Source organism: Mucilaginibacter ximonensis, assembly GCF_042686265.1.
Classification (GTDB): Bacteria; Bacteroidota; Bacteroidia; order Sphingobacteriales; family Sphingobacteriaceae; genus Mucilaginibacter; species Mucilaginibacter ximonensis.
Map to the genome: position 1 here is coordinate 386588 of NZ_JBHUPD010000004.1, position 21786 is coordinate 408373.

16 protein-coding genes are annotated in these 21786 nt (G+C 43.1%); 2 read left to right on the plus strand and 14 right to left on the minus strand.

Going from position 1 to position 21786, the window contains the following annotated elements; genetic code table 11:
* Window positions 1–58 precede the first annotated feature (58 nt).
* The 4 genes from ACFS5N_RS18770 to ACFS5N_RS18785 all read right to left on the minus strand — a co-directional run bounded on the left by ACFS5N_RS18770 (window position 59) and on the right by ACFS5N_RS18785 (window position 8359).
* The gene (locus ACFS5N_RS18770; RefSeq protein WP_377189397.1) at window positions 59–3178 is read right to left on the minus strand and encodes a PAS domain-containing protein; all 3120 of its coding nucleotides are present in this window, start codon (window positions 3176–3178) and stop codon (window positions 59–61) included.
* A 9-nt stretch (window positions 3179–3187) separates the two neighbouring features.
* Window positions 3188–4462 carry a serine hydroxymethyltransferase gene (locus ACFS5N_RS18775; RefSeq protein WP_377189400.1) on the minus strand — a complete coding sequence of 425 codons (1275 nt, stop codon included), beginning with the start codon at window positions 4460–4462 and terminating at the stop codon, window positions 3188–3190.
* Between the two features lie 161 nt (window positions 4463–4623).
* On the minus strand, window positions 4624–7416 hold the full coding sequence (locus ACFS5N_RS18780; RefSeq protein ID WP_377189403.1) for an alpha/beta hydrolase family protein: 2793 nt from the start codon (window positions 7414–7416) through the stop codon (window positions 4624–4626).
* Between the two features lie 187 nt (window positions 7417–7603).
* Window positions 7604–8359 (minus strand): segregation and condensation protein A, encoded by a 756-nt coding sequence (locus tag ACFS5N_RS18785; protein ID WP_377189406.1) that lies wholly within the window; start codon window positions 8357–8359, stop codon window positions 7604–7606.
* 142 nt (window positions 8360–8501) lie between these two features.
* Here ACFS5N_RS18785 and ACFS5N_RS18790 point away from each other — a divergent pair, with 142 nt between their 5' ends.
* Both ACFS5N_RS18790 and dxs read left to right on the plus strand, forming a co-directional pair.
* Window positions 8502–8843, plus strand: a complete 342-nt coding sequence (locus ACFS5N_RS18790) for a hypothetical protein (RefSeq protein ID WP_377189409.1) — start codon at window positions 8502–8504, stop codon at window positions 8841–8843.
* Window positions 8844–8952: 109 nt separating this feature from the next.
* Complete coding sequence (gene dxs / locus ACFS5N_RS18795) at window positions 8953–10881, plus strand: 1-deoxy-D-xylulose-5-phosphate synthase (RefSeq protein ID WP_377189412.1); 1929 nt, start codon at window positions 8953–8955, stop codon at window positions 10879–10881.
* Between the two features lie 190 nt (window positions 10882–11071).
* Here the strand turns inward: dxs and ACFS5N_RS18800 are convergent, their stop codons facing one another.
* The 10 genes from ACFS5N_RS18800 to purQ all read right to left on the minus strand — a co-directional run bounded on the left by ACFS5N_RS18800 (window position 11072) and on the right by purQ (window position 21769).
* Window positions 11072–12691 carry a gliding motility protein RemB gene (locus ACFS5N_RS18800; RefSeq protein ID WP_377189415.1) on the minus strand — a complete coding sequence of 540 codons (1620 nt, stop codon included), beginning with the start codon at window positions 12689–12691 and terminating at the stop codon, window positions 11072–11074.
* Window positions 12692–12719: 28 nt separating this feature from the next.
* Window positions 12720–13856, minus strand: a complete 1137-nt coding sequence (gene gmd, locus ACFS5N_RS18805; protein ID WP_377189419.1) for a GDP-mannose 4,6-dehydratase — start codon at window positions 13854–13856, stop codon at window positions 12720–12722.
* A 111-nt stretch (window positions 13857–13967) separates the two neighbouring features.
* Window positions 13968–14543 carry a DUF3109 family protein gene (locus ACFS5N_RS18810; protein ID WP_377189897.1) on the minus strand — a complete coding sequence of 192 codons (576 nt, stop codon included), beginning with the start codon at window positions 14541–14543 and terminating at the stop codon, window positions 13968–13970.
* Between the two features lie 8 nt (window positions 14544–14551).
* Window positions 14552–15319 (minus strand): DUF3108 domain-containing protein, encoded by a 768-nt coding sequence (locus ACFS5N_RS18815; protein ID WP_377189422.1) that lies wholly within the window; start codon window positions 15317–15319, stop codon window positions 14552–14554.
* Window positions 15320–15427: 108 nt separating this feature from the next.
* A complete protein-coding gene (locus tag ACFS5N_RS18820; protein WP_377189425.1) occupies window positions 15428–15943 on the minus strand; it encodes a DUF2480 family protein in 516 nt (171 codons plus the stop codon).
* Between the two features lie 72 nt (window positions 15944–16015).
* A complete protein-coding gene (locus tag ACFS5N_RS18825; RefSeq protein WP_377189428.1) occupies window positions 16016–18127 on the minus strand; it encodes a peptidylprolyl isomerase in 2112 nt (703 codons plus the stop codon).
* Between the two features lie 101 nt (window positions 18128–18228).
* Window positions 18229–18999 (minus strand): LPS export ABC transporter periplasmic protein LptC, encoded by a 771-nt coding sequence (gene lptC / locus ACFS5N_RS18830; RefSeq protein WP_377189431.1) that lies wholly within the window; start codon window positions 18997–18999, stop codon window positions 18229–18231.
* A gap of 4 nt (window positions 19000–19003) precedes the next feature.
* Window positions 19004–20341 (minus strand): hypothetical protein, encoded by a 1338-nt coding sequence (locus ACFS5N_RS18835; RefSeq protein ID WP_377189434.1) that lies wholly within the window; start codon window positions 20339–20341, stop codon window positions 19004–19006.
* Window positions 20334–21077, minus strand: coding sequence for a type III pantothenate kinase (locus ACFS5N_RS18840; protein ID WP_377189437.1), 744 nt, complete (start codon window positions 21075–21077; stop codon window positions 20334–20336). Before ACFS5N_RS18840 ends, ACFS5N_RS18835 begins: the two co-directional genes overlap by 8 nt.
* Window positions 21077–21769: a phosphoribosylformylglycinamidine synthase subunit PurQ gene (gene purQ, locus ACFS5N_RS18845; protein ID WP_377189440.1), complete on the minus strand. Its 693-nt coding sequence runs from the start codon at window positions 21767–21769 to the stop codon at window positions 21077–21079. Before purQ ends, ACFS5N_RS18840 begins: the two co-directional genes overlap by 1 nt.
* Between the last annotated feature and the right edge of the window lie 17 nt (window positions 21770–21786).

The window sequence follows — 21786 nt, forward strand, 5'->3', positions numbered from 1 at the left end:
GGGATCAGAGATCAGACCTAAACGCGACAACTAATCTCTAATCACCAACCCCTAATCTCTATTTCTGGTATTTGCTTAATTTCTCGAAAAGAATCTTCGGTTCGAAAGGTTTAAGAATGTAATCGTTCATACCTGCGTTACCTATATCGCCCATCTGGCTGGTAAGCATTGAAGCCGTAAGCGCAATAATCGGCAAGTTTTTGAAATATGGTTCAGGCTTATTGCGGATAATCTGCGTGGCCTCTAAGCCACCCATTTCGGGCATGTGGATATCCATCAATATTACGTCGTACTTTTGAGTCTCGATTTTGCTTACAGCCTGCACACCGTTTTCTGCAAAATCAATCTGTGCGCCCCATTTGGTCAAAATCTTATTGATCAATAATCTGTTGATCTGATTGTCATCAACCACAAGTACACTGATATTTAAAGCTGTTTCCACGTTTGAATGATTACTTTTTTTGTTTTCTGTTTTATTAAATGTAATAGTAAACCAAAATGTTGAACCTTTGCCAGGCACACTATCCACGTTTATAAATGAATCGTGCAATTCAATTAAGCGCTTACTAATTGCCAAACCAAGGCCTGTACCGCCAAATTTGCGGGTTGTACTGGCCTCGGCTTGTTTAAACGATTCAAATATCGTATTTAATTTATCACCCGGTATGCCAATTCCTGTATCAGTTACAGAAAAGCGTATGCGTACATTTTTCCGGGTTTGATCAATAACATCCAAACCAATCTTAACGCCACCTTCGGTAGTAAACTTAACCGCATTACTGGCAATGTTTAATAAAATTTGCGACAGCCTCGTGCTATCGCCTATCACTATATCAGGCACCCTGGGGTCTATTTGGGCCTGAAGGTAAATATTTTTTTCTTTAGTTTTATATTGCAAAGATGAGGTTACGCCTTGAACCATATCGCGCAGATGCATTTCTGACTGCTCCAACTCTACGTTGCCGGTCTCGATCTTGGTAAAATCCAATACGTCATTGATCAAGGTCAATAAATTGTCTGACGAAAATTTAAGTACTTCCAGATTCTCCTGCTGAGCATCCAGCTTCGGACCATCCAGTAACAAATGCGACATGCCAATAACGGCATTCAATGGTGTACGTATCTCGTGGCTCATTACCGAGATAAACATATCCTTGGCCCTGCTAAGCGCAAGTGCCTCTTCTTTAGCGGCAATCAGTTCCAGCTCAACCTTCTTTTTAGAACTGATATCAATTACAACCTCAATATATTTATCAACCTCGCCTTTTTTATTCAGGATAACCGAGTTGATTACTGTAAGCCACATTGGCTGGCCATCTTTACGGTAGGCAAGCAGGTCAACTTCAAACGATTGTTTATTTTTTGACAGTTCGCGGCCTTTTTGAATAATGGATATGTCTGTAAGTTCGCCCTGTAAAATATCGCCCAAATGCTGGTTGCGTACATCGTCAATGCCATAACCGGTAATTTTCTCGAAGGCTGTATTTACCCATTCTATCTCGCCGGCGGCATTATTGATAACCACGCCACTTGTAGTATTGCTGGCTACTAAAGAAAGCATTTTGAGCTCGGCCTCAACCTTCTTACGCTCTGTGATGTCTATCATTGTGGTAACCTGACGTTCAACATCGCCGGCATCATTTAGCAAAGGGCTATTTGACATGGCGACCCATATGGGTTCATGATTTTTTGGATAAATCAATATTTCGCAGCTGTACGAGCGGCTTTCCTGAACTGCCTTCAATGCCGATTCAAACACGGCCATATCCGTATCTTTACCTATCAGTATCTTACCAAAGCGCTTACCCTTCATCTCTTCCAGGGTGTAGCCAGTCATCCTTTCCATCGCTTCATTCATCCAGATAACCGTACTATCTGCGCTACGGCTCATCATGCCGCTGGGCGATTTGCGAGCCGCAAATGACAATATCTCTACATCGCGCTCGGCATTTTTACGTTGGGTGATATCTGAAATAACCCGGATATATTTGTCCACCTCACCCTTATCGTCATAAATAACTGTAGTGATTAACGATAACCACACCTGCTGCCTATCTTTACGCGTAGCATAAACATGGACAGAGTACGATTTTTTTGTGGCTATCAAATCGGTATACTGCTGCATCGGATTATGATAGTCATCCTTACCTACAATTATATCGCGCAGGCGCTTACCTTTTACATCGTCAAAACTAAAGCCGGTAATTTTTTCAAAAGCATCGTTCGTCCAGATGATATTATCTTTCGCGTCGGCAATCATCACGCCATTGATAATCTTACTGGCCACCAGCGACAACTGCTCTAATTCGGCTGTCAGTTTTTTCTGATAGGTAACATCTCTGCCGTTTGAATACCATTTACCGGCCTTGTAGATGCCGCACCAGCCTATCCATTTCTCGCTACCGTCAACATTGTAAGTGCGTGTTTCCAGATCAAAAGCCTGACCGGTAGCCTTGGCCTTTTCAATTAGCGGAACAAACTCTTCCCGGCCTACGCCTGCCACGAAGCTCCACAGTGGCTTGCCGATACATTGCTCGGGTGTGTAGCCTAGAATATGAGTCACCGCTTTGTTAATGAACTGGATACTGGCGTCCTCATTGGCAATCAAATGCAATTCGGGAGATGAGTCGAACAGGCTATAAAATTCTTTATGTGCGTCTAATGATTCCTGAAGTTCGCGCTTTTGCTTACGCAATAAAAAGTGTGACATTACCTCATCGGCCAATGTACGTAAAGCATCGCGTTGTTCGGCGGTAAGCTGTCGTGGTACGGTGTCAATAACACATAATGATCCTAAACGATGTCCCTCAGGATCAATAAGCGGGGCACCGGCATAAAAGCGAATATTCAGCTCGCCGGTAACCAACACATTGTCTTTAAAGGTATCGTTCTCGGGCGCGTTGGTTATTTCCATCAACTCGTCAGTGAGGATGGTATGCGCGCAAAAAGCATCTGCACGCGAGGTCTGGTCGAGCTCTAAACCAACTTTTGATTTGAACCATTGCCTGTCGCCGTCAACCAGCGAAATAAGCGCAACGGGTACCTGGCAAATGTAAGAGGCCAGGCGGGTAATGGCATCATATTCCTTCTCCGGCAACGTGTCTAACACATGGTATGAACTAAGCGCCTTGAGGCGCTTAGTTTCATTATCTGTTACGACTTGTTGCGTTTGATTCATTTATAATGGCTATTCCTTGTATAACGGAAACTTTTCCGTTAGCTTATGGACCTTTTTACGAACTTTCTCCAAAGAATGTTCGTTTTCCGGATCATTAATTACTTCATCAATCAGCTCCACTATGGTTTCCATTTGTTTCTCTTTCATGCCGCGGGTAGTTACGGCAGCAGTACCTATACGGATACCTGAGGTAATAAATGGCGACTTGTCATCAAACGGCACCATATTTTTATTAATGGTAATATCTGCTTTAACCAAAGCGTTCTCGGCAGCTTTGCCGGTTACGTTTTTGTTACGCAAATCTATCAGCACTAAATGGTTATCGGTACCACCCGACACAATCTCATAGCCCCTGTCTAAGAAAGCCTTTGCAATTGCTGCGCCATTTTTCTTAACCTGGGTAATATATTTCATATACTGTTCAGACAGGGCTTCGCCAAACGCAACTGCTTTAGCGGCAATAATATGTTCAAGCGGGCCACCCTGTGTGCCTGGAAAAACTGCCATATCCAAAAGATTTGACATCATTTTGGTTTCTCCTTTCGGGGTTTTTAATCCCCATGGGTTTTCAAAGTCTTTCCCCATCATGATCAGGCCGCCACGTGGACCACGTAATGTTTTATGGGTAGTGGTAGTAACAATATGACAATGCGGCAGCGGATCAGTCAACAATCCACGGGCAATTAAACCTGCAGGGTGAGAAATATCTGCCAATACCAATGCACCAATTTTGTCGGCAACTGCTCTAATACGGGCGTAATCCCAATCGCGTGAGTATGCCGAGGCACCGCAGATAATCATTTTCGGTTTTTCTTTTAGGGCTACTGCTTCCAGTTGCTCATAGTCAACGTACCCGGTTTCTTTTTTAACTCCGTAGAAAAACGGCACATACAACTTACCTGAAAAGTTTACACCCGAACCGTGCGTTAAGTGCCCACCGTGCGAAAGGTCAAAACCTAAGATCTTGTCGCCTGGTTGCAGACAGGCCAGCATCACTGCAGCATTAGCTTGCGCGCCTGAGTGCGGCTGCACGTTAACCCATTCGGCGTTAAACAATTGTTTGGCGCGCTCAATAGCTATGGTTTCAATTTCATCAACTATCTGGCAGCCACCATAGTAACGTTTGCCCGGCAGGCCTTCAGCATATTTATTGGTTGCAACAGAACCTGCCGCTTCCATAACTTGCCTGCTTACAAAGTTTTCAGACGCTATAAGCTCTAATCCTTCTTCCTGGCGCTGTTGCTCTTCGTCTAACAGCTCGAATATAAGTTTGTCTCTTTTCATTGTGATATTTAAAATCGCCGCTAATTTAGTAAAGATTAACCTTTTAGACTACAGAATTACTGGATTTAAAGCTATCCGTGCAAAACTTTGCAGATATGTTAATAACTGTCCCCGGCTATTCGGCCACTAAAAAAGCGGTTTTATTGCGTATTGATTTGCTGTTATTTGCTTAATTCAAATCCCCAATCTTTCCCTTTTTCTGTCGCAGGCACGCCGGTAGCCATCCACTCAGGCATTGGTGCGCCTTTCAGAAAATGGTCAAAAAACTGCTGCTCGCGTATAGTAATGTCTTTACGGTTTTGGCGCTGTACCAGGTTATGCGCCTCGCCATTATACATGAGCAGCCAAACCGGTTTACCCAGTCTGCGCAAAGCCGTAAACATTTCAATACCCTGATAGTATGGCACTGCTCCATCGGCATCATTACTCATAATAGCCACAGGCGTGTGCACGTTCGGGAAGTGAAATAAAGGCGAGTTCTCGATATACAGATCAGGCCTTTGCCACAGACTGGCTCCAATACGGCTTTGGGTATGCTCATACTGCGACTGGCGATTATTACCACTCTCCCAGCGGATACCGCCATAAGCCGAGGTCATGTTGGCTACCGGTGCGCCGGCCCAGGCCGCAGCATACATATTGGTAGCCGTAATCAGGTAGGCCACCTGGTAACCGCCCCAGCTTTGGCCTTGTATGCCTATATGCTTACCATCAACCCAGGCATTCTTTTTCAAAGCCGCAACCCCCGAGTTTACATACTCAACGGCTGATTTACCCGGATGGCCGGTTTCATAGCTAATATCAGGCGTAAACACCAAATAGCCATTACTTACAAAGTAAGATATCGGCAAGCGCGAAGGTGTAGGTGCCGGTGGAATATAATTGTACAGTGTCTCTGATACTTTTTCATAGAAATAGGCAATCATCGGGTACTTTTTCTTTGGGTCGAAGTTTTCAGGCTTGAAAAGAATACCCGTGCCCGGGTGACCTTTTGGCGTTGTCCAGTGGACCAGTTCGGCAGTACCCCAATTGTAATCGGCTTGCTGCGGATTAATAGCGCTCAGTTTGGTCTCTGTTTTCAGATCGGTTGAGGCATACAGATCGGCCGGATGCTGGTAGTTTGATTTGGTGTAGATGAATAGATCAGCATCTTTAGCTCTGCGCAGTGTGCTGTAGGTGTAAGGCGCCATTACCGCCTTCTCTGGATTGCCTGTAGCATTTAAAGCTTTTTTATAATACCCCCACTGCTTGTTCTTTTCATTCTGTGTAAGCAACCAAAGCGGCTTGGTCGACGAGATTGACTTCTCTTCCGGATCAGTAGCCCGATAGCGAAAGATCAACTTATTCAATCTACCTATGTTGTTGGTGAGGTTCACCGCAGCAGCAGTAACCGGGTCTACTTTCCAGATATCATACCGGTCGTAAATCAACACGCTTTTATCCCCCTCTTCCCAACCGGCTACCCCATAAGGCGAGGCATCGTCAGGCATATCATTATCCTCCTGTCCCATTTTGGTATGCACGTTGGTATTAAGGTTTATTTTTTTGCCGGTGGCGATGTTGTAGCTTACCCAATTTTGTTTTTTAGCGTCGAACCATAACACAAACTTACCATCGGGCGATATATCATAATTTGCCTTTAAGCCCGGGTTGATCAACTGGCGCGAGCCCGTATTGATATTGATCAAAAAGGCTTGCTGGCGTGAGTAGCCCTCCCACTGTGCTGAAACGCGTGCACCGGTATCGCTTACACCTAAAACATAATCACCTTTATAATTATCGGGGATAGATATGTTCATGATGGCTTTATCGCCCAGTTGAATGGTTTTAGCGCCATTTGCCGGGTGAACAACCGCCAGGTAACTGCGGCGCAGGTCGCGGTTCAGGTTATGCAATTGCTGCGATTGCAGGTAATCTTCCTTATAATTCCAGATATCAAGCTTGGCCACTTCAAAATCAACAATGGTCGTATCAACCGGTTTAGGGATAGGCGCTGTGCCGAAGTAAAGGCTCTTGCCATCTTTACTAAACTGCAGGCGACCGTTTTCGCTCACGGCCCAGTTATCAGCCATTCCGTTTGAATTTGGCGCCGATAATATCACAGCGCTATCTGCCCCGAAATTATAATAGTACAGGCTGTAAGGTTTAATCTTTACTTTCTCCGGATGCTTTTCGGCTACGAAAGCCAACTGCGTACCGGCGTCATCAAACAGCAAATTGCGGTAAGTACCATTGCCTGTGCTGATATGTTTCAATGATTCATGGCTGATATCATAAATAAATATGCCGGCCTTAACATCTTTCACCTTTTTAGGCGCCGATACGGAGAACGCCAGCAAAGTACCCGTTTTGTTAAGTTGATAGTCGGTAACATATTTAAAGGTTTTGCTTTTGCCGGTAGCCAACTGCCTCACTGTCAACTCAGCGTCCGGCGCATTGGCGGCAGCTTTTGCGGTATCCACAGGTTTTTGTTTGGCTACGGCGCTGCTATCTGCAGGGATAAAGTAGGCTATAACCGGTGCTTTCTCTGCCGTCTTAAAGTTGCGCACCGATGGCACCTTTTCTATACCCGACTGCCCCAGGGTTATAATCCCCAGCGTATCTTTTGGAAACTCGGAGGGCTTCTTCTTTTTAATCCGCAATTGGCGCACCTCCTGGTAAAAAGGTCTGATTAACGTGATCACATATTTTGAGTCGGACGTAAACCGGGCAGTATCTGCCCGGGGGATAATCGTCTTGCCGGTTTGTTTAGGGTTGGTGATAACGAGTTGCGCGTCGCCTGCCTGAGGTTTTATGGTATAAAATACCCCCGCGCCATCATTACTAATACTCTCGCCGGTGACACTCTGCCACCCATCAAATACAGAATGATCCAGTGGTTTTTTGTTATTTTTTTGCGCAGACGCAGTAAGACAAGCCCCAAGGGCAATGGCGGAGATCAGTAATTTTTTCATTCAAAATGATTGAACTCTAAATATGCTGATTTTTAAGGGCAGATGAAAGTCGATGAACAGGTTTGTTACGTTGGGGATATAGTGTGGAGCGGGGCGCTGTCATGCTGAACCCGTCGAAGCATGAGGGCAAAGGCCGGCGCTCGCCCTTCGACAAGCTGGGTGACATCCAAACCTAATCTCTAATCAACTAATCACTGCTCGCTCCCTTAGCCGATATCCAAAAGTTATTATACCCTAAACCAATTTGGATATCGATCAGTTCCTGTTGCAGCATCTCCAGTACGGCTAAGAAGTTATATACAAAATGCACCTTATTTTCAGACTCACGGGCGATGGCCTTAAAATCCATCATTTTGTTGATACGCAGCAGATCGTCAATAGCTTTTTTTTGCTTTTCAATGGTGTACGGGTATTGTACTACGGTGTGGGTAACCTGCTCACTACGGTTTTGGTAATTGCGCATCATGCGGTTATAAACCATCATCAGGCGATATAACGTCAGGTCGGTTAGTTCTTCGCCAGGGGTGGCCGCACGTTCTGCGCTTTCCACATCGGCAGCTATATTGCCGCGACGTTCCTGCATCAGGCGCTCCTCTTCCATGGGGCGCAATTCCTCGCACACTACCTTGAATTTCTTGTACTCAACCAATTTGCGTATCAGTTCCTCGCGGGTGTCTACTTCGTTTTCCGGGCTTTCGCTTTCATGGCGGGGAAGCAGCATTTTAGCCTTAATGCGCATCAAGGTAGCGGCAACAAAAATAAACTCGCTGGCCAGCTCAATATTCAGGCTCACCATGTGGTGAATATAGTTCAGAAAGTCGTCAGTAATACGGGCAATAGGTATGTCCTGTATGTCCAGCTCATCGCGCTCAATAAAGAACAACAACAAGTCAAACGGACCTTCAAACTGGGGTAGTTTTATCTCAAAGCCTTCTTGCTCCATATGTTGCTGTAAAAATACAATTTTTTGCCATTGCTATCGCGATAGCAATTTCCATAGCACGCCACTGATTTTTTTAAAAATTTTGAAATATGAATATTCTGTTTTAACTTTGAAATACAAAGTACTTTTTAAATTAAAAAACATGAAACTTTCCAGAAAAAAGTTTACCCTGATATTCCTGGCATCGGCGTTTGCCTTTATAATGATTACCAACCTGATTTTAGTACCCGTAAATGGCGACTGGTTTGCGGGCACCAATTCGCCAATAGCCTGGAAACGCACAATGGCTGCTGTGATATATCCTATAAAAGTTATTTTGGTTGGCCCATTATCTTTAGTACTGAATGATCCTGATCCGGCGCCACCTATCCGGGTACTTGGTTGTGCCGTATACTGGTCTTTTATTGCACTGCTTATTCATTTCGTTTTCAGCAAAATCATACCGGTAAAAAAGCAGAATATTGAAATTAATCAGCCAAAATAAGACCGGTAAATTGGATAATTATTTTTTAGACACAGACATTACCAAAATATCCTTAAATTATAAATTAAACTTAGTTACTTTGTAAGTTATAATAGTCGTATAAATATCAATGCAGGTAAAAGCCGGTGATTTATTAGAAAACATCAACTATCCCTCTGATTTAAAGAAGCTTAGTGAAGAGCAATTAGAGCAGGTTTGCCAGGAGCTGCGTCAATATATTATTGACGTGGTATCTGTAAATGGCGGGCACTTTGCCGCCAGCCTGGGCGTGGTTGAGCTTACCGTTGCCCTGCATTATGTACTAAATACCCCTTACGACCAATTAGTGTGGGACGTTGGCCACCAGGCCTACGGCCATAAAATACTGACCGGCCGCCGGCAGGTATTTGATACCAACCGCATTTATGGCGGTATCAGTGGTTTCCCTAAGCGTGCCGAAAGCGAGTATGACACTTTTGGTGTGGGACACTCATCAACTTCTATTTCTGCAGCTCTGGGTATGGCAGTAGCATCGCAATATAAAGGCGAAATCGACCGCCAGCACGTTGCTGTGATTGGCGATGGCTCGATGACTGCTGGTATGGCTTTCGAGGCACTGAACCACGCGGGGATTGAAAATTCAAACTTACTGGTTATTCTTAACGACAACAATATGGCCATTGACCCTAATGTTGGCGCTTTAAAAGATTATCTGACCTCAATAACTGTTTCAAAACCATATAACCGGTTCAGGGATGATATTGCCGGCGTACTGGCCAAAATATCGTCAATAGGCCCTGACGCTTATAACCTGGTGCAAAAAATAGAGAAAAGCATTAAAGGCACTCTGCTTAAGAGAAGTAACTTTTTTGAGGCCTTGAAATTCAGGTATTTTGGACCGATTGACGGACATGATGTTAAAAACCTGGTTAAGGTTTTAAATGACCTGCGCGATATACCGGGGCCAAAACTTTTACATTGCATCACTACCAAAGGCAAAGGCTATGCACTTGCCGAAAAGGATCAGACCAAATGGCACGCTCCCGGTTTGTTTGACAAGATAACCGGCGAAATCAAAAAGGCCACATACGACAAGCCACAGCCACCAAAATACCAGGATGTGTTTGGCCATAGTATTATTGAACTAGCCGAAGCTAATCCTAAAATTATGGGTATTACTCCCGCTATGCCGTCGGGCTGTTCATTAAACCTGATGATGAAGGCAATGCCAAACCGTGCATTTGACGTAGGCATTGCTGAGCAACACGCCGTAACATTTTCGGCGGGTTTAGCTACGCAGGGTTTAATACCGTTTTGTAACATCTACTCCAGCTTTATGCAACGTGCCTATGATCAGGTGATCCATGACGTGGCGATACAAAAGCTAAACGTGATATTTTGCCTTGACCGCGCCGGTATTGCCGGTGCCGACGGGCCTACCCATCATGGCGCTTACGATTTGGCTTTTATGCGCTGCATACCCAATATGACAGTGTCGGCACCGATGAATGAAGAAGAGTTGCGCAACCTGATGTATACGGCACAGCAGGACGATATGGGTCCGTTTGTAATACGCTATCCGCGGGGCAACGGGGTAATGGTTGACTGGCAACGCCCGTTTAAAGCCATACCGGTAGGTAAAGGCCGTAAGTTAACTGATGGCGAAGATGTGGCTATATTAACTATTGGCCACGTTGGTAACCAGGCCGTAAAAGCTATTCAAGAATTAAATACCGAGGGTTACTACCCTGCACATTACGATATGCGCTTTGTAAAGCCTTTAGATGAAGTTTTACTACACGAAGTATTTAGCAAGTTTGGCAAAGTAATTACCGTTGAGGATGGCTGCCTTGAAGGAGGCATGGGTAGTGCCATATTAGAGTTTATGGCCGATAACAACTACAATGCACAGGTAATACGCCTGGGTATCCCTGATCGTATTATTGAGCACGGCGAACAACCAGAGCTTTGGGCCGAGTGCGGTTATGACGCGGCAGCTATCGCAACGCAAGTAAGGGCCATTGGTATAAAAAGCAGTACTACTACTATCGCCAGTTAAAAAATAACTTCGAACACGATCTTCCGGTTTGTCACTTTGAACGAAGAGAGAAATCTATATATTGATATATGACGTTCTTGGTGCTTGTATGGATTTCTCCCCTGGTCGAATGACATTTTTTAGTATTAAAAGTAAAAGGGCTTTTCGTAGTAACGAAAAGCCCTTTTACCTTTAAATGTATATACCCCGACTAATGAGCCTGGTAACTTGCTATGTCGTTATATATCTGCCTGAAAGAGCTTCGCAAGCCTATCGTTATCATGGAGGTTTTGTCTTTGAACTGCGAATTACTTTCCACACGATAAACACCACCTAACTCAATCCTAAGGTTATATTTAGGGTTAAGGAGGTAAGCTACCTTACCTTCGGCATAAGCCATATTAGTTGTTAATCCCTGGCCTATGTAATTTCCATATTCGCGCGCCGGATTATTGTACAGCTTAAATATGTCTTTACCATAATTTAAGCCATTTATATCCAACCCGTAGTGACCATAATCTAATTCGCCGCTAAAGTCGAAGCGCTTATAGCTATAGTTAAGTAAGCCTACCAATTCTTTAAAATTTGCCCCCCAAGGGTGTGCCAACGGTTCGCCCTGTTCGCTATAGTTTTTAATAGACATAGTTTCAGAGTAGGTATATGGCAAAGCGCCGTTATATTCGGCCAGGTAGTTCAGGTTTTTAACACTAAACAAATTTGCCCCTTTTAAGCCCAATTGCCAGCTATATTTATTCCTGAAGCTACCTTTTCCTGAAAAGAAATCAACAGATCTGAACTCGTCCAATACAAATTGGCCATAAGCGGTTATGCCATCAGTAATCTTATATTTTCCGGTAAAACCTATCATTGCGTTATCCGGTGAGCCGTTGGAGGCCTCTACCGGTCTTAAAAAAACAATCGGATCTAAATAAGCAGGGTCCAATCCGCGATGTGCATTAGTAACAGAATCCCTGTCGGCAGCAATAACAGCATCAAAGAAACCCAATGACACGCGATTACTTACGTTCCAATCCAAATAGTGAAATATCCCCCATTTGCGGTTGTAACCGTTTACGTAATTATTTAAGGGAGATGGCGGGTCTGTCATATATGCCCACATGGCCATATACCGCACATTACCCAAATTAGCAGTCAGCTTTAAAAATGGATAATTTGAGGCATAATCAGATAATACAACAGAACGATAGCCGTCCCCAATAAAGGTTTTATCATTACCTAAAGTAATATTCAGGTATTTTATAGGCGTGTAAGAAACAACTGCACTGACATCAGACCAATCTTTAGTTTTCTTTTGATAGCTGCGGTCATAAGCCCGGCCAGGTACAATACCCACCTGATTGATATAGGTATCTAAATATTCAGGAAATACAGCCTGGTTTTCTGAACCGCTTGAGTAAAAATAAAAGTTCTTGCCTACAGTACCTCCAAGCTGATAGGCGCGCGTATTCAGCCAGGTGGTTTTGTGCCCTGAAAAGTCGCGGCCTATTACCAAATCAGGCATAAAATCGCCAAAAAAAGTAAAGTCTTTTTGTTTGACGTCGAACAGGTGTTCATTAAAGATCTTACGGTATAACCAGCTGTGGCGCCTCGATGTATCTACACCATAATTCATCAATGAATCATACTTGCGTTGCAGATTGCTGTCAATGATGTACGATTTTAAAGCTGTATGAATACGGGTTTTGGTAGAATACAGCTCCTCATTAAATTTCTGATAGAACTGATATGAATAAGGTTGGTATGTAGCCTGAGCCATACCAACCTTAACAAATATTAGAAGCAATATTACACTGCTAATGATCTTTTTCATGGAAGTAGATTTAGTAGAAAAGATACGCCTATTCGAAGTAGTTCATGATTTTGAAACCACCTTTTTTCAAATAATCGTCTTTTTTAACCAAATGCAGGTCTGACTCCATCATATCTTTAACCAATCCGGCTAAATCATATTTTGGTTTCCAGCCTAATTGTTTTTGAGCTTTAGTTGGGTCGCCAATCAACAAGTCAACCTCGGTTGGCCTGAAATATTTAGGATCGATTTTAACTACAGTCTGGCCAATTTTTAACAGTTCCGGATCCAGATTAAGCTCTTTTTGTTTTTCCTTATCAATGTCTATAACTACACCACGTTCATTTTCGTCTTTACCGCTAAACTCCAATGTAACGCCAACTTCATCAAAAGCCATACGTACAAAATCTCTGACAGTGGTAGTTACACCAGTGGCAATGACATAATCCTCGGCTTTGTCTTGTTGCAGCAATAACCACATCGCTTCAACATAGTCTTTGGCATGGCCCCAGTCGCGTTGCGCAGAAAGGTTACCTAAGTAAAGGCAGTTTTGCAAACCCAAAGCAATTTTAGATGTCGCACGTGTAATTTTACGGGTTACGAAAGTTTCCCCACGTATCGGGCTCTCGTGGTTAAACAAGATGCCGTTACAAGCGTACATGTTGTAAGCTTCGCGATAGTTTACAATAATCCAATAGCCATATAGCTTAGCAACAGCATACGGCGAGCGTGGGTAAAACGGCGTAGTTTCACTTTGAGGAACTGCCTGTACCAAACCATACAGTTCAGAAGTTGAGGCCTGATAGATACGGGTTTTTTGCGTTAAGCCCAGCAGTCTTACCGCTTCTAGAATGCGCAGTGTACCAATACCGTCTGCATTACCGGTATATTCAGGTGTTTCAAAGCTCACCTGTACGTGCGACATCGCGCCCAGGTTATAAATCTCATCCGGCTGAATCTCTTGTATCAGCCTTATTAAATTCGTTGAATCTGTAAGGTCGCCGTAGTGCAACTTGAATTTAACATTCTGTTCGTGCGGATCAGCGTACAGGTGGTCAATACGATCGGTATTAAATAATGACGAACGTCTTTTAATACCATGCACCTCATACCCTTTTTTTAGTAAAAATTCTGCGAGATAGGCACCATCCTGACCGGTGATGCCGGTAATTAAAGCTACTTTCATTGTAATTGATTAAGTCTGCTGCAATAATACACTTTTATTGCAGAAACTGGTTAGTTATGATTGATGATAAGCTTTATTAAGTAGTATTGTTTAAAAAAAATAAAAATACTTTTATTTAGCTTCGTCAAATGCAGTAACAGCCTCTTCTAATTCACTATACCATACCTGGCCATATTTGCGGGTAAGCGGGCCTTTCAAAAACTCATGAACACGCACTTTTAGCTCATCGCCGAAACTACAGGCGGGGCTGCATATACTCCAGCGATCATAATGCAGTACATCAAATTCAGGGTATTTCGTAATACGGATAGGATATAAATGACAAGAAATAGGCTTTTTCCAATCAACCGCCCCTTCTTCGTACGCCTTTTCGATAGCACATTTGGTGATGCCGCCTTCCCATATTACATAGGCGCATTCTTTATTGGTGTCTACACAGGGAGTGGTGTAATCACCTTCAAAATCGGTCACATAGGTGCCGTTTTCCTCAATGGTAGCAATTCCTTTTTCAGTCATGTAAGGTTTTACCTTCGGATATATTTCATTCAGAATATGCAACTCACTGTGATCTAACGGAGCGCCTGAGTCGCCCTCTAAACAGCAGGCTCCTTTACATTTGGTAAGGTTACAAACAAAGTTTTCACGTACAACATCCTCGTGTACCAGCACACTACCAACCTCTATCATCATTTCATTTATTTTAACGGGTTAAGCGGGTACTTCAACCCTTTAGCATCAGTTAATTCCATGGTAACACTACCCACTATCAGGCCTACATTTGCTTTTACCGGTATCCGGTTTGCATCATCTGTTATCCACAAATACAGCTTACTGTCTTTTTTAAAGATCCGACCCGGTATTATAGTGGGGTTAAATTTCAGGCAGTTGAATTTGCCGATACTGCTATCCATTATTTCCTTCCCTACGTAAGTAATACTTAGTGTATAAACCCCGTCATCCAAAAAATAAGGTAGTTCAAATTTATCGCCCACTTTAATTTTAGATATATCGAGCCCGCGGGCAAAGTAATATGCCGATACAAAGTCAAACGTCTTGCCTTTGGTCAGAAAAGTACCTTTATTGGCTACTATTTTACCCTCGCTTTGATTAAACTTTACTTTATCTGTATGCTTCCAGCTCCCTTCTTTCCTATTCTCAACATACAGGTATGGCAACAGTGTCGAACGGTCTACATAACTTTCATAACGGTTGCGTACTTTGTAAAAAAAATCGAATGTGCCGGCCGTTTTACCGTCGGCAATGATGTGGAATGTGGGGTGCCCGTCTATCTTTTCGCCGTCTTCAACTTTAAGGTGCCCCTCCGCGCCGGTAAAGATGCCGTATCTAAACTTATAAGTCAACTCTTCGCCGGCTTTAAATACCGGTTCGTTAATATCCTTAAGCTCTTGGGCAAAAGTGACATTAGCGCCTAATGCAAATATTACCAGCAGTAAATACTTCATTTAATAGTTTATAACAAAAAGGTATTGCAATTAGGGGGTAATATAGCTATAGCGCTACAAAAATCAATATCTCCTTGTTTTTTTATATAAAACGGCCACGTCTGCAATTTAGTCTTTACGTTTATAAATAGGCACGGTTGAGCATGGCTCGCCAAACATGAGGCTTTTTACCACCGGCGTCAATTTCTTGCCTAATTCCACATAAGCCGACACCGGCACGTCGATATCCCCACAGCCCTTAATTACAAGCCGCTGGTCGCGATATTGCTCCACGTCGATACCAGCGAACGCTTTCGTATATAAAACAGTCTCCAGAGTCTCTAAATCGCCAAAAACAACCTCTTTAGCATAAGGCGCCATACGGTTTGCCAACAATAAATACGCCCAGGCAGGTACAATAGCATCGGCTGTGCAGGTAAGCGCCACCAGTTTATCCTGGTATTGGGTCCAGTCATGACCCTTTACAAAGTCGCGAAAATCCTTTTCCCGCAATATAAGGCCATGAAACAGGTTGTCTTTTATATCGTAAACCACGCGGTTGCCCGGGGTGTAAAATTCGGCAGGGTCCAAAGTTACCAAACCACTCTGCGCCACTTTATTCACAAAGTTCTCTTGTATTTCCATTTCCAATAAAATAAAAATCCGGGATACGTATTAGCAACGTTATCCCGGATACAAAATTACTTTAAATATTGATTAGAGTATCTTAGCTCTGTTATCTTTTACATTATCCTTATCTTTCAAGGCATCAAACAGCGATCCTTCTATACGCTGTAACAAGGCGCTGGCCATTTGTTCTTTCTCTCTGACAGCGTTGGTAAGCGGTGCCGGATTAATAAAGCCATCAACCTGTAATACATAGACACCTTGCTGGCCCGCAATTGGTTTCGACAACTTGTTAACCGCTAAACCAAATACGGTACCAATTGGCTTATACTCGGCCGATGAGCCTGGTATAACAGGGTTAGCAAAAACAATGTTTTGTACAGGCACCACTTTAACACCCACCTTTTGGGCAACCTGATCAACAGAAGTTGCGCCATTTGCAGCAGCGGCAAATTTATCTGACAGCATTTTGCCTTTTACCTGCTTAATTACTTCAGGTTTGATTTTGTCTTTAACCAGGTCAAGCGACAAAATGCCTTTAGGTTTAACTGTAGTTAAATGAGCAACCACGTATTGGTCGCCCAAAGTGAATACCTGGTCGCTAATTTCGCCTTGTTTTGCTTTAAATACCCATCTAACCAATTCACGAGCCTCAAATAAGCCAGGTAAAGCAGCGGCAGTACCTTGTATATCGTCAGCTTTCTGAATTTTTAAACCTTCTTTAGTAGCCTCAGCATCAAAGTTATCTTTATTGATGGATGCCAGGAAAGTTTGCGCTTTGCTGTAAGCAGCAGATTGCGTAGTAGTGCTTGCCGTTAGCGGTTTATCAACAGTAGCAACTTTAACTACTTTTGATGATCCTTTTTGATCCTCGATCTCAATAACGTGAACGCCAAACTGAGTCGTAACTACTTTCAGGTCGCCTTTTTTCCCGCTAAAAACAGCATCGTCAAACGACTGCACCATAGCGCCACGACCAAAAGTACCTAAATCCCCCCCTTTGGCAGCCGATACTTTATCGGCAGAAAAAGTTTGAGCTAAAGCAGCGAAATTTCCTTTACCGCTTTCAATTAATTTCCTTAACGAGTCGGCTCTGGCCATAGCTTTATCAGGGCCGCCAGCTTCTGCAGCGGTAATTAAAATATGTCTGGCTTTAACTGAGTCCGGGAAAGTGCGGGTTGCAACCAGTTTAGATAATTTGTAAGCACCTGCAGAAAGGTACGGACCATAAATGAAGCCCGGGATCTGCTTAAACATGATGCTATCAATTTTTGGATCAAGCTGACCTTTTGCCTGCCAGGTTAACGGCGCCTTAGTTTCTGAGTTAATCTGAACAAACAATGAATCGTCTGTTGATTTGATAAAATCAGGCAGCAGCTTGTTCATCTGCGTTTCAACAACCGCCGAATCGGCTTTTGAAGGCGCTGCATTGAATGAAACATAGCTGATAGCTCTTAGCTCCTGCGGATTTTTAAATTCGTTTTTATGCTCATCATAGTAGCTGCTGTAATCAGCATCCGTCGGGGTGGCTTTAGCATCAGGTATCGAAGCGTACTCCAGCAAAGCATATTTAAAGTTAGCTAGTTTATTTTTAGCCTCGTAACCGTCTTTTGCATCAAGCGAGTTAATGTAAATTCCGTTGCTTACCAGCGCCAGATATTTTTCAGCTTTTTTACCGTCAATAAGGTCTGTAACAAACTCGTTCCATTTAGCTCTCTGGGGATCGTCGTCCTTCATGCTCTTAATAGCATTTTGGGCATTAGTTATAGCAGCCGGGTCAAACTTACCGGTTGACGGGTCTGTAAAAGCCTGAACCACACGAGGATTTGGATTTGGACCTGTTAGCATATTTTGTGTTTCGTCGCCACCTACAGCAAGGCCCACTTTTTCAACCTCTTTGGTAAAAATAGCTTTGCTAACTAATTGGTTCCAGGCACTCTCTTGTACATAAGCAGTGATTTGCGACGTTACATGCGTTTGGCCCGATTGCCTGAATTGAGCCAGGTTTTGCTCAACCGCAGCATTAAATTTATCCAGAGGGATTTTTTCATCGCCAACCGAACCTAATTCATTATTATCTTCTTTAAAAAAAGATCCACCGCTTCTTACTGCCTCAGTAGCAATAAATGCAAAAAGCGAAAGCCCGATCACACCTGCGACAATTTTACCCATTCGGTCGCGCAGATAACCCATTATAGCCATAAACTTATTCTATGTTGTTTTATTATTAATAGTAATCTCAAAAAGAGGGCGCAAGATACAATTTTTAGTAAAATTTTATCATACAAATTTTTACGATAAAATTACTTATTTCTTTTCGGTATGACAGGCGCTTTTTGAAACGACGCCGGAGCCTTTTTCGGCATAGCCGGGCCTGCAGGCTGGTTAACCGGTGGCGTAGTAATTTGCTGTTGATTTACCGGTGGTGTAGTAAGGGTTGGTACCTGGTTAACCGGCGGCTGATTAGCTGGCGATTGACCGCCTGCCGACTGATCGCCGGTTGGCATGTCATTTACATTGAATGACCCTGTCGATTGCGTCATCTGAGGGTTACGCAGTTTATCGTCACTGGTAAAGTTTATTCCATTTAATATATCGCCGGTAGCGGTTATAATTTGGACCGGTTTGTTGGAATACATGATCTTTTTCTGTTGATCCCAGATTAACTCATCCGATTTGAAAACATCACCTTTAGCTGTAGTATAAACCACATGATGATAAAATTCGATTTTTTGCACCACGGTATGGTACACGCCCGAGTCGGCTACGATATTACCATCTTCTTGGGTATTAATATCGTAAAATATAATTTTCACGCCTTTAGGCATCATCCAAAAAGGATCTGAGATATTGTACTGGATCATCATGGGCGTGACCATCTTTCCCTTTACAATAGCAGAGTCGCTGTAGATTATTTCGGCCCCACGGATAGTATCAACCGGAGCGCTGGTATATTTGGCCGAAACCTCTTTGATTTTTTTCAGGTCATTTTCGCATGCGCTTAACAACAGCACGCCGAAAAGCAATGCCGGGAAAACAAAAGGTATAAACCGTTTTAACCGACTATGCATCATTCAATTAATCAAATTTATAGCGCTGGAACCATTTATCGTTCAACGTAAATCCTATTCTGAAATTAATGAAATTCTCTTTTACCAGTCCGTTGTTCAATGTTCCGCGCTGACCAAACTCAGCAGCCAGGTTCAATTTATAATAACTGGTTTGCGAGCCTCTGAGCGGAATACCCACACCCAGGTTAACTGATTTTGATTTGATATTGGTATAACCGCCCCCGGTTACATTGGGCACGTTGTAGTAAGTGTTATCCAGCGTAATGCCGGCGCGATAATCCAAAGTGGCAAGCCAGTTATTAAGCGCGTTAATATTTGGGGTGTACTGTCCGCCTAAATTAAAAGTACTGCTGTTAACGGTGCCGGGGTTAGTGCCGTCAATACGCAAATCGGCCCATTTACCGATCGAATAATCAGCACCCACCAGAAATTTCAAATCCTGTTGATAAGACACACCAAAATGATGTACTTGCGGCAGTTGTATTTTTGACTGATTATTTTGCTGATTAACAATAGAATCAAGATTAACGTTGCGGTTACCGCTTACATCAAATGTATAATGGCTGATGATATAGCTGCTTTTTGATGTAATCTGCGTACCTGCCGAACCTGAATACCCTAAAGTTAAGTGGCGGGTAAGCGACATATCATATATATATTGAAAACCGTAATCATAGTTCCAGCCGCCTACAGCATTATTGCGTTCAACACTGGTATTTAAGGCGCCGTTTAATTGCGGCATCTCGACAGATTGATTGTGCTTAATATTACCAAAAATATATGAAGCATTGATACCAAACAAGAAGCTGCGGGCAATAGAAAAGCCGTAACCAATGTAGGCTTTGTTTAAGCCACCCTCGCCGCTGTAAATGTAATTGGTGGCATTGGTGTCAATGCTTGAACCTGTACCATAACCTTTAATAGTTTTGGTATAATTATAACCAACCTGACTGTAAGGCAACAAACCAAAGCTCAACGCCGAGCCGGTAGTGACCGGAATAGCAAAGGCGACATGACTCATTCTAAAGCTGCCGTTTTTTTGCGACGGTTCGCCGCTTTGACTTAATGAAAGACGATTAGCATAAATACCGGCATCAATAACTGTAAAACCTATAGCTGCATATGATGCAGGGTTTTGCGGGTTGATACTTGAATATCTGTTGATGGTGTTAACACCGGTAGATATACCGCCCATTGAAAGGTTTTGCGGCAATAAGCTTGGAACCAGATCGCCCAAACCATATTGTGAGTAAGGCGAGCTTGTAGTAGCTGTAGTCTGCGCGCTGGCTTTAAATACAATAGCTGTAAGTAAAAATGTAATAAAGAACTTGGTATATCTAGTCATTATGCTTTTTTGTAGCTGCGTTTAATCCTTTTAGAACCAGGTATGGTTCATTTTTAATATAGGGGGCAAAGATGCTATTTTTTAACAGGCTATCAAAAAAATTACTATCACCCCCGGTTAGTATAATATTTAGTTGCTGCCCGTTGTAAGCGTAGCTTTCAATAAAGCCCAGCAGCTCGTATTTTATTCCGTTTTGTACGCCTGAGCGTATAGAGGTCTCTGTATCGTCGCCCCCTTTGCTATCAAAAGCTGCATCCTGCTTAACCACCGGTAAAGCCGATGTATAGTGGTTAAGTGCATTATAACGCATATTTAATCCCGGTGATATGCTGCCGCCAAAATAATTTCCGTCAGCATCAACCCAATCATAAGTAATGCAAGTGCCGCCGTCTATTACCAGATTATTTCTATCCGGGTATAGGGAATGTGCCCCTACCACACCCGCCAGCCTGTCAAGGCCCAAAGTTTTCGGTGTACGGTAATGGTTGCGTATACCTGTGGTCATTTCGGTATCAAAATATATTACCGCCATTTTTTGCTGCAACACGGGCTCCCATTGCTGGTTTTGCTTTTTTACTGTTGATATAATCGCTCTATCAACGCTATACTTCGTTAAAAAAGTATCTATAGTTGATGCCGCTAAATCTGTAAAATACTCGGCGTGTATCAGCTCATCCTCCTCAAATATGGCTGCCTTGGTAAATGTGTTCCCTATATCGACAACCAGCACAGGCATCAGGCCTTAACCATTGATAGGATAGATTCAAAAATGGCAAGGCCATCCTCATTACCAAGTATAGGGTCTGCAGCACGCTCAGGGTGCGGCATAAAACCAAATACGTTACGGTTTTTATTGGTGATGCCTGCAATATTTTCTAATGATCCGTTAGGGTTCGAATCGGGCGTTACGTTGCCTGACTCATCGCAATAGCGAAACAATATCTGGTCGTTATCTTTTAACGATTGCAATAACTCTGCATCGGCAAAGTAGTTGCCCTCGCCATGTGCTACCGGAATTTTAAGTGCACGCTCAGGATTAATTTGTGCAGTAACCAATGCGTTTGTGGTTTCTGCTTTCATGTAAATATTACGGCAAACAAACTTACGATGGTTATTGTGCAATAATGCACCCGGCAACAAACCCGCTTCAGTCAGTATCTGAAAACCGTTGCAGATACCCATTACATAACCACCTTTTTCGGCAAACTGAATAACCTGTTGCATAATGGGCGAAAAACGGGCAATAGCGCCAGAGCGCAGGTAGTCTCCAAAAGAGAAACCGCCTGGCAATATAATAAATTCGGCACCTTGAAGGTCATGATCTTTATGCCAAAGTCTAACCACTTCTTGACCCATTATTTTTTCTAATACGTGAATGATATCTTCATCACAATTAGATCCGGGAAATATTACAACTCCAAATTTCATCAGCTATGCTTTTTTAT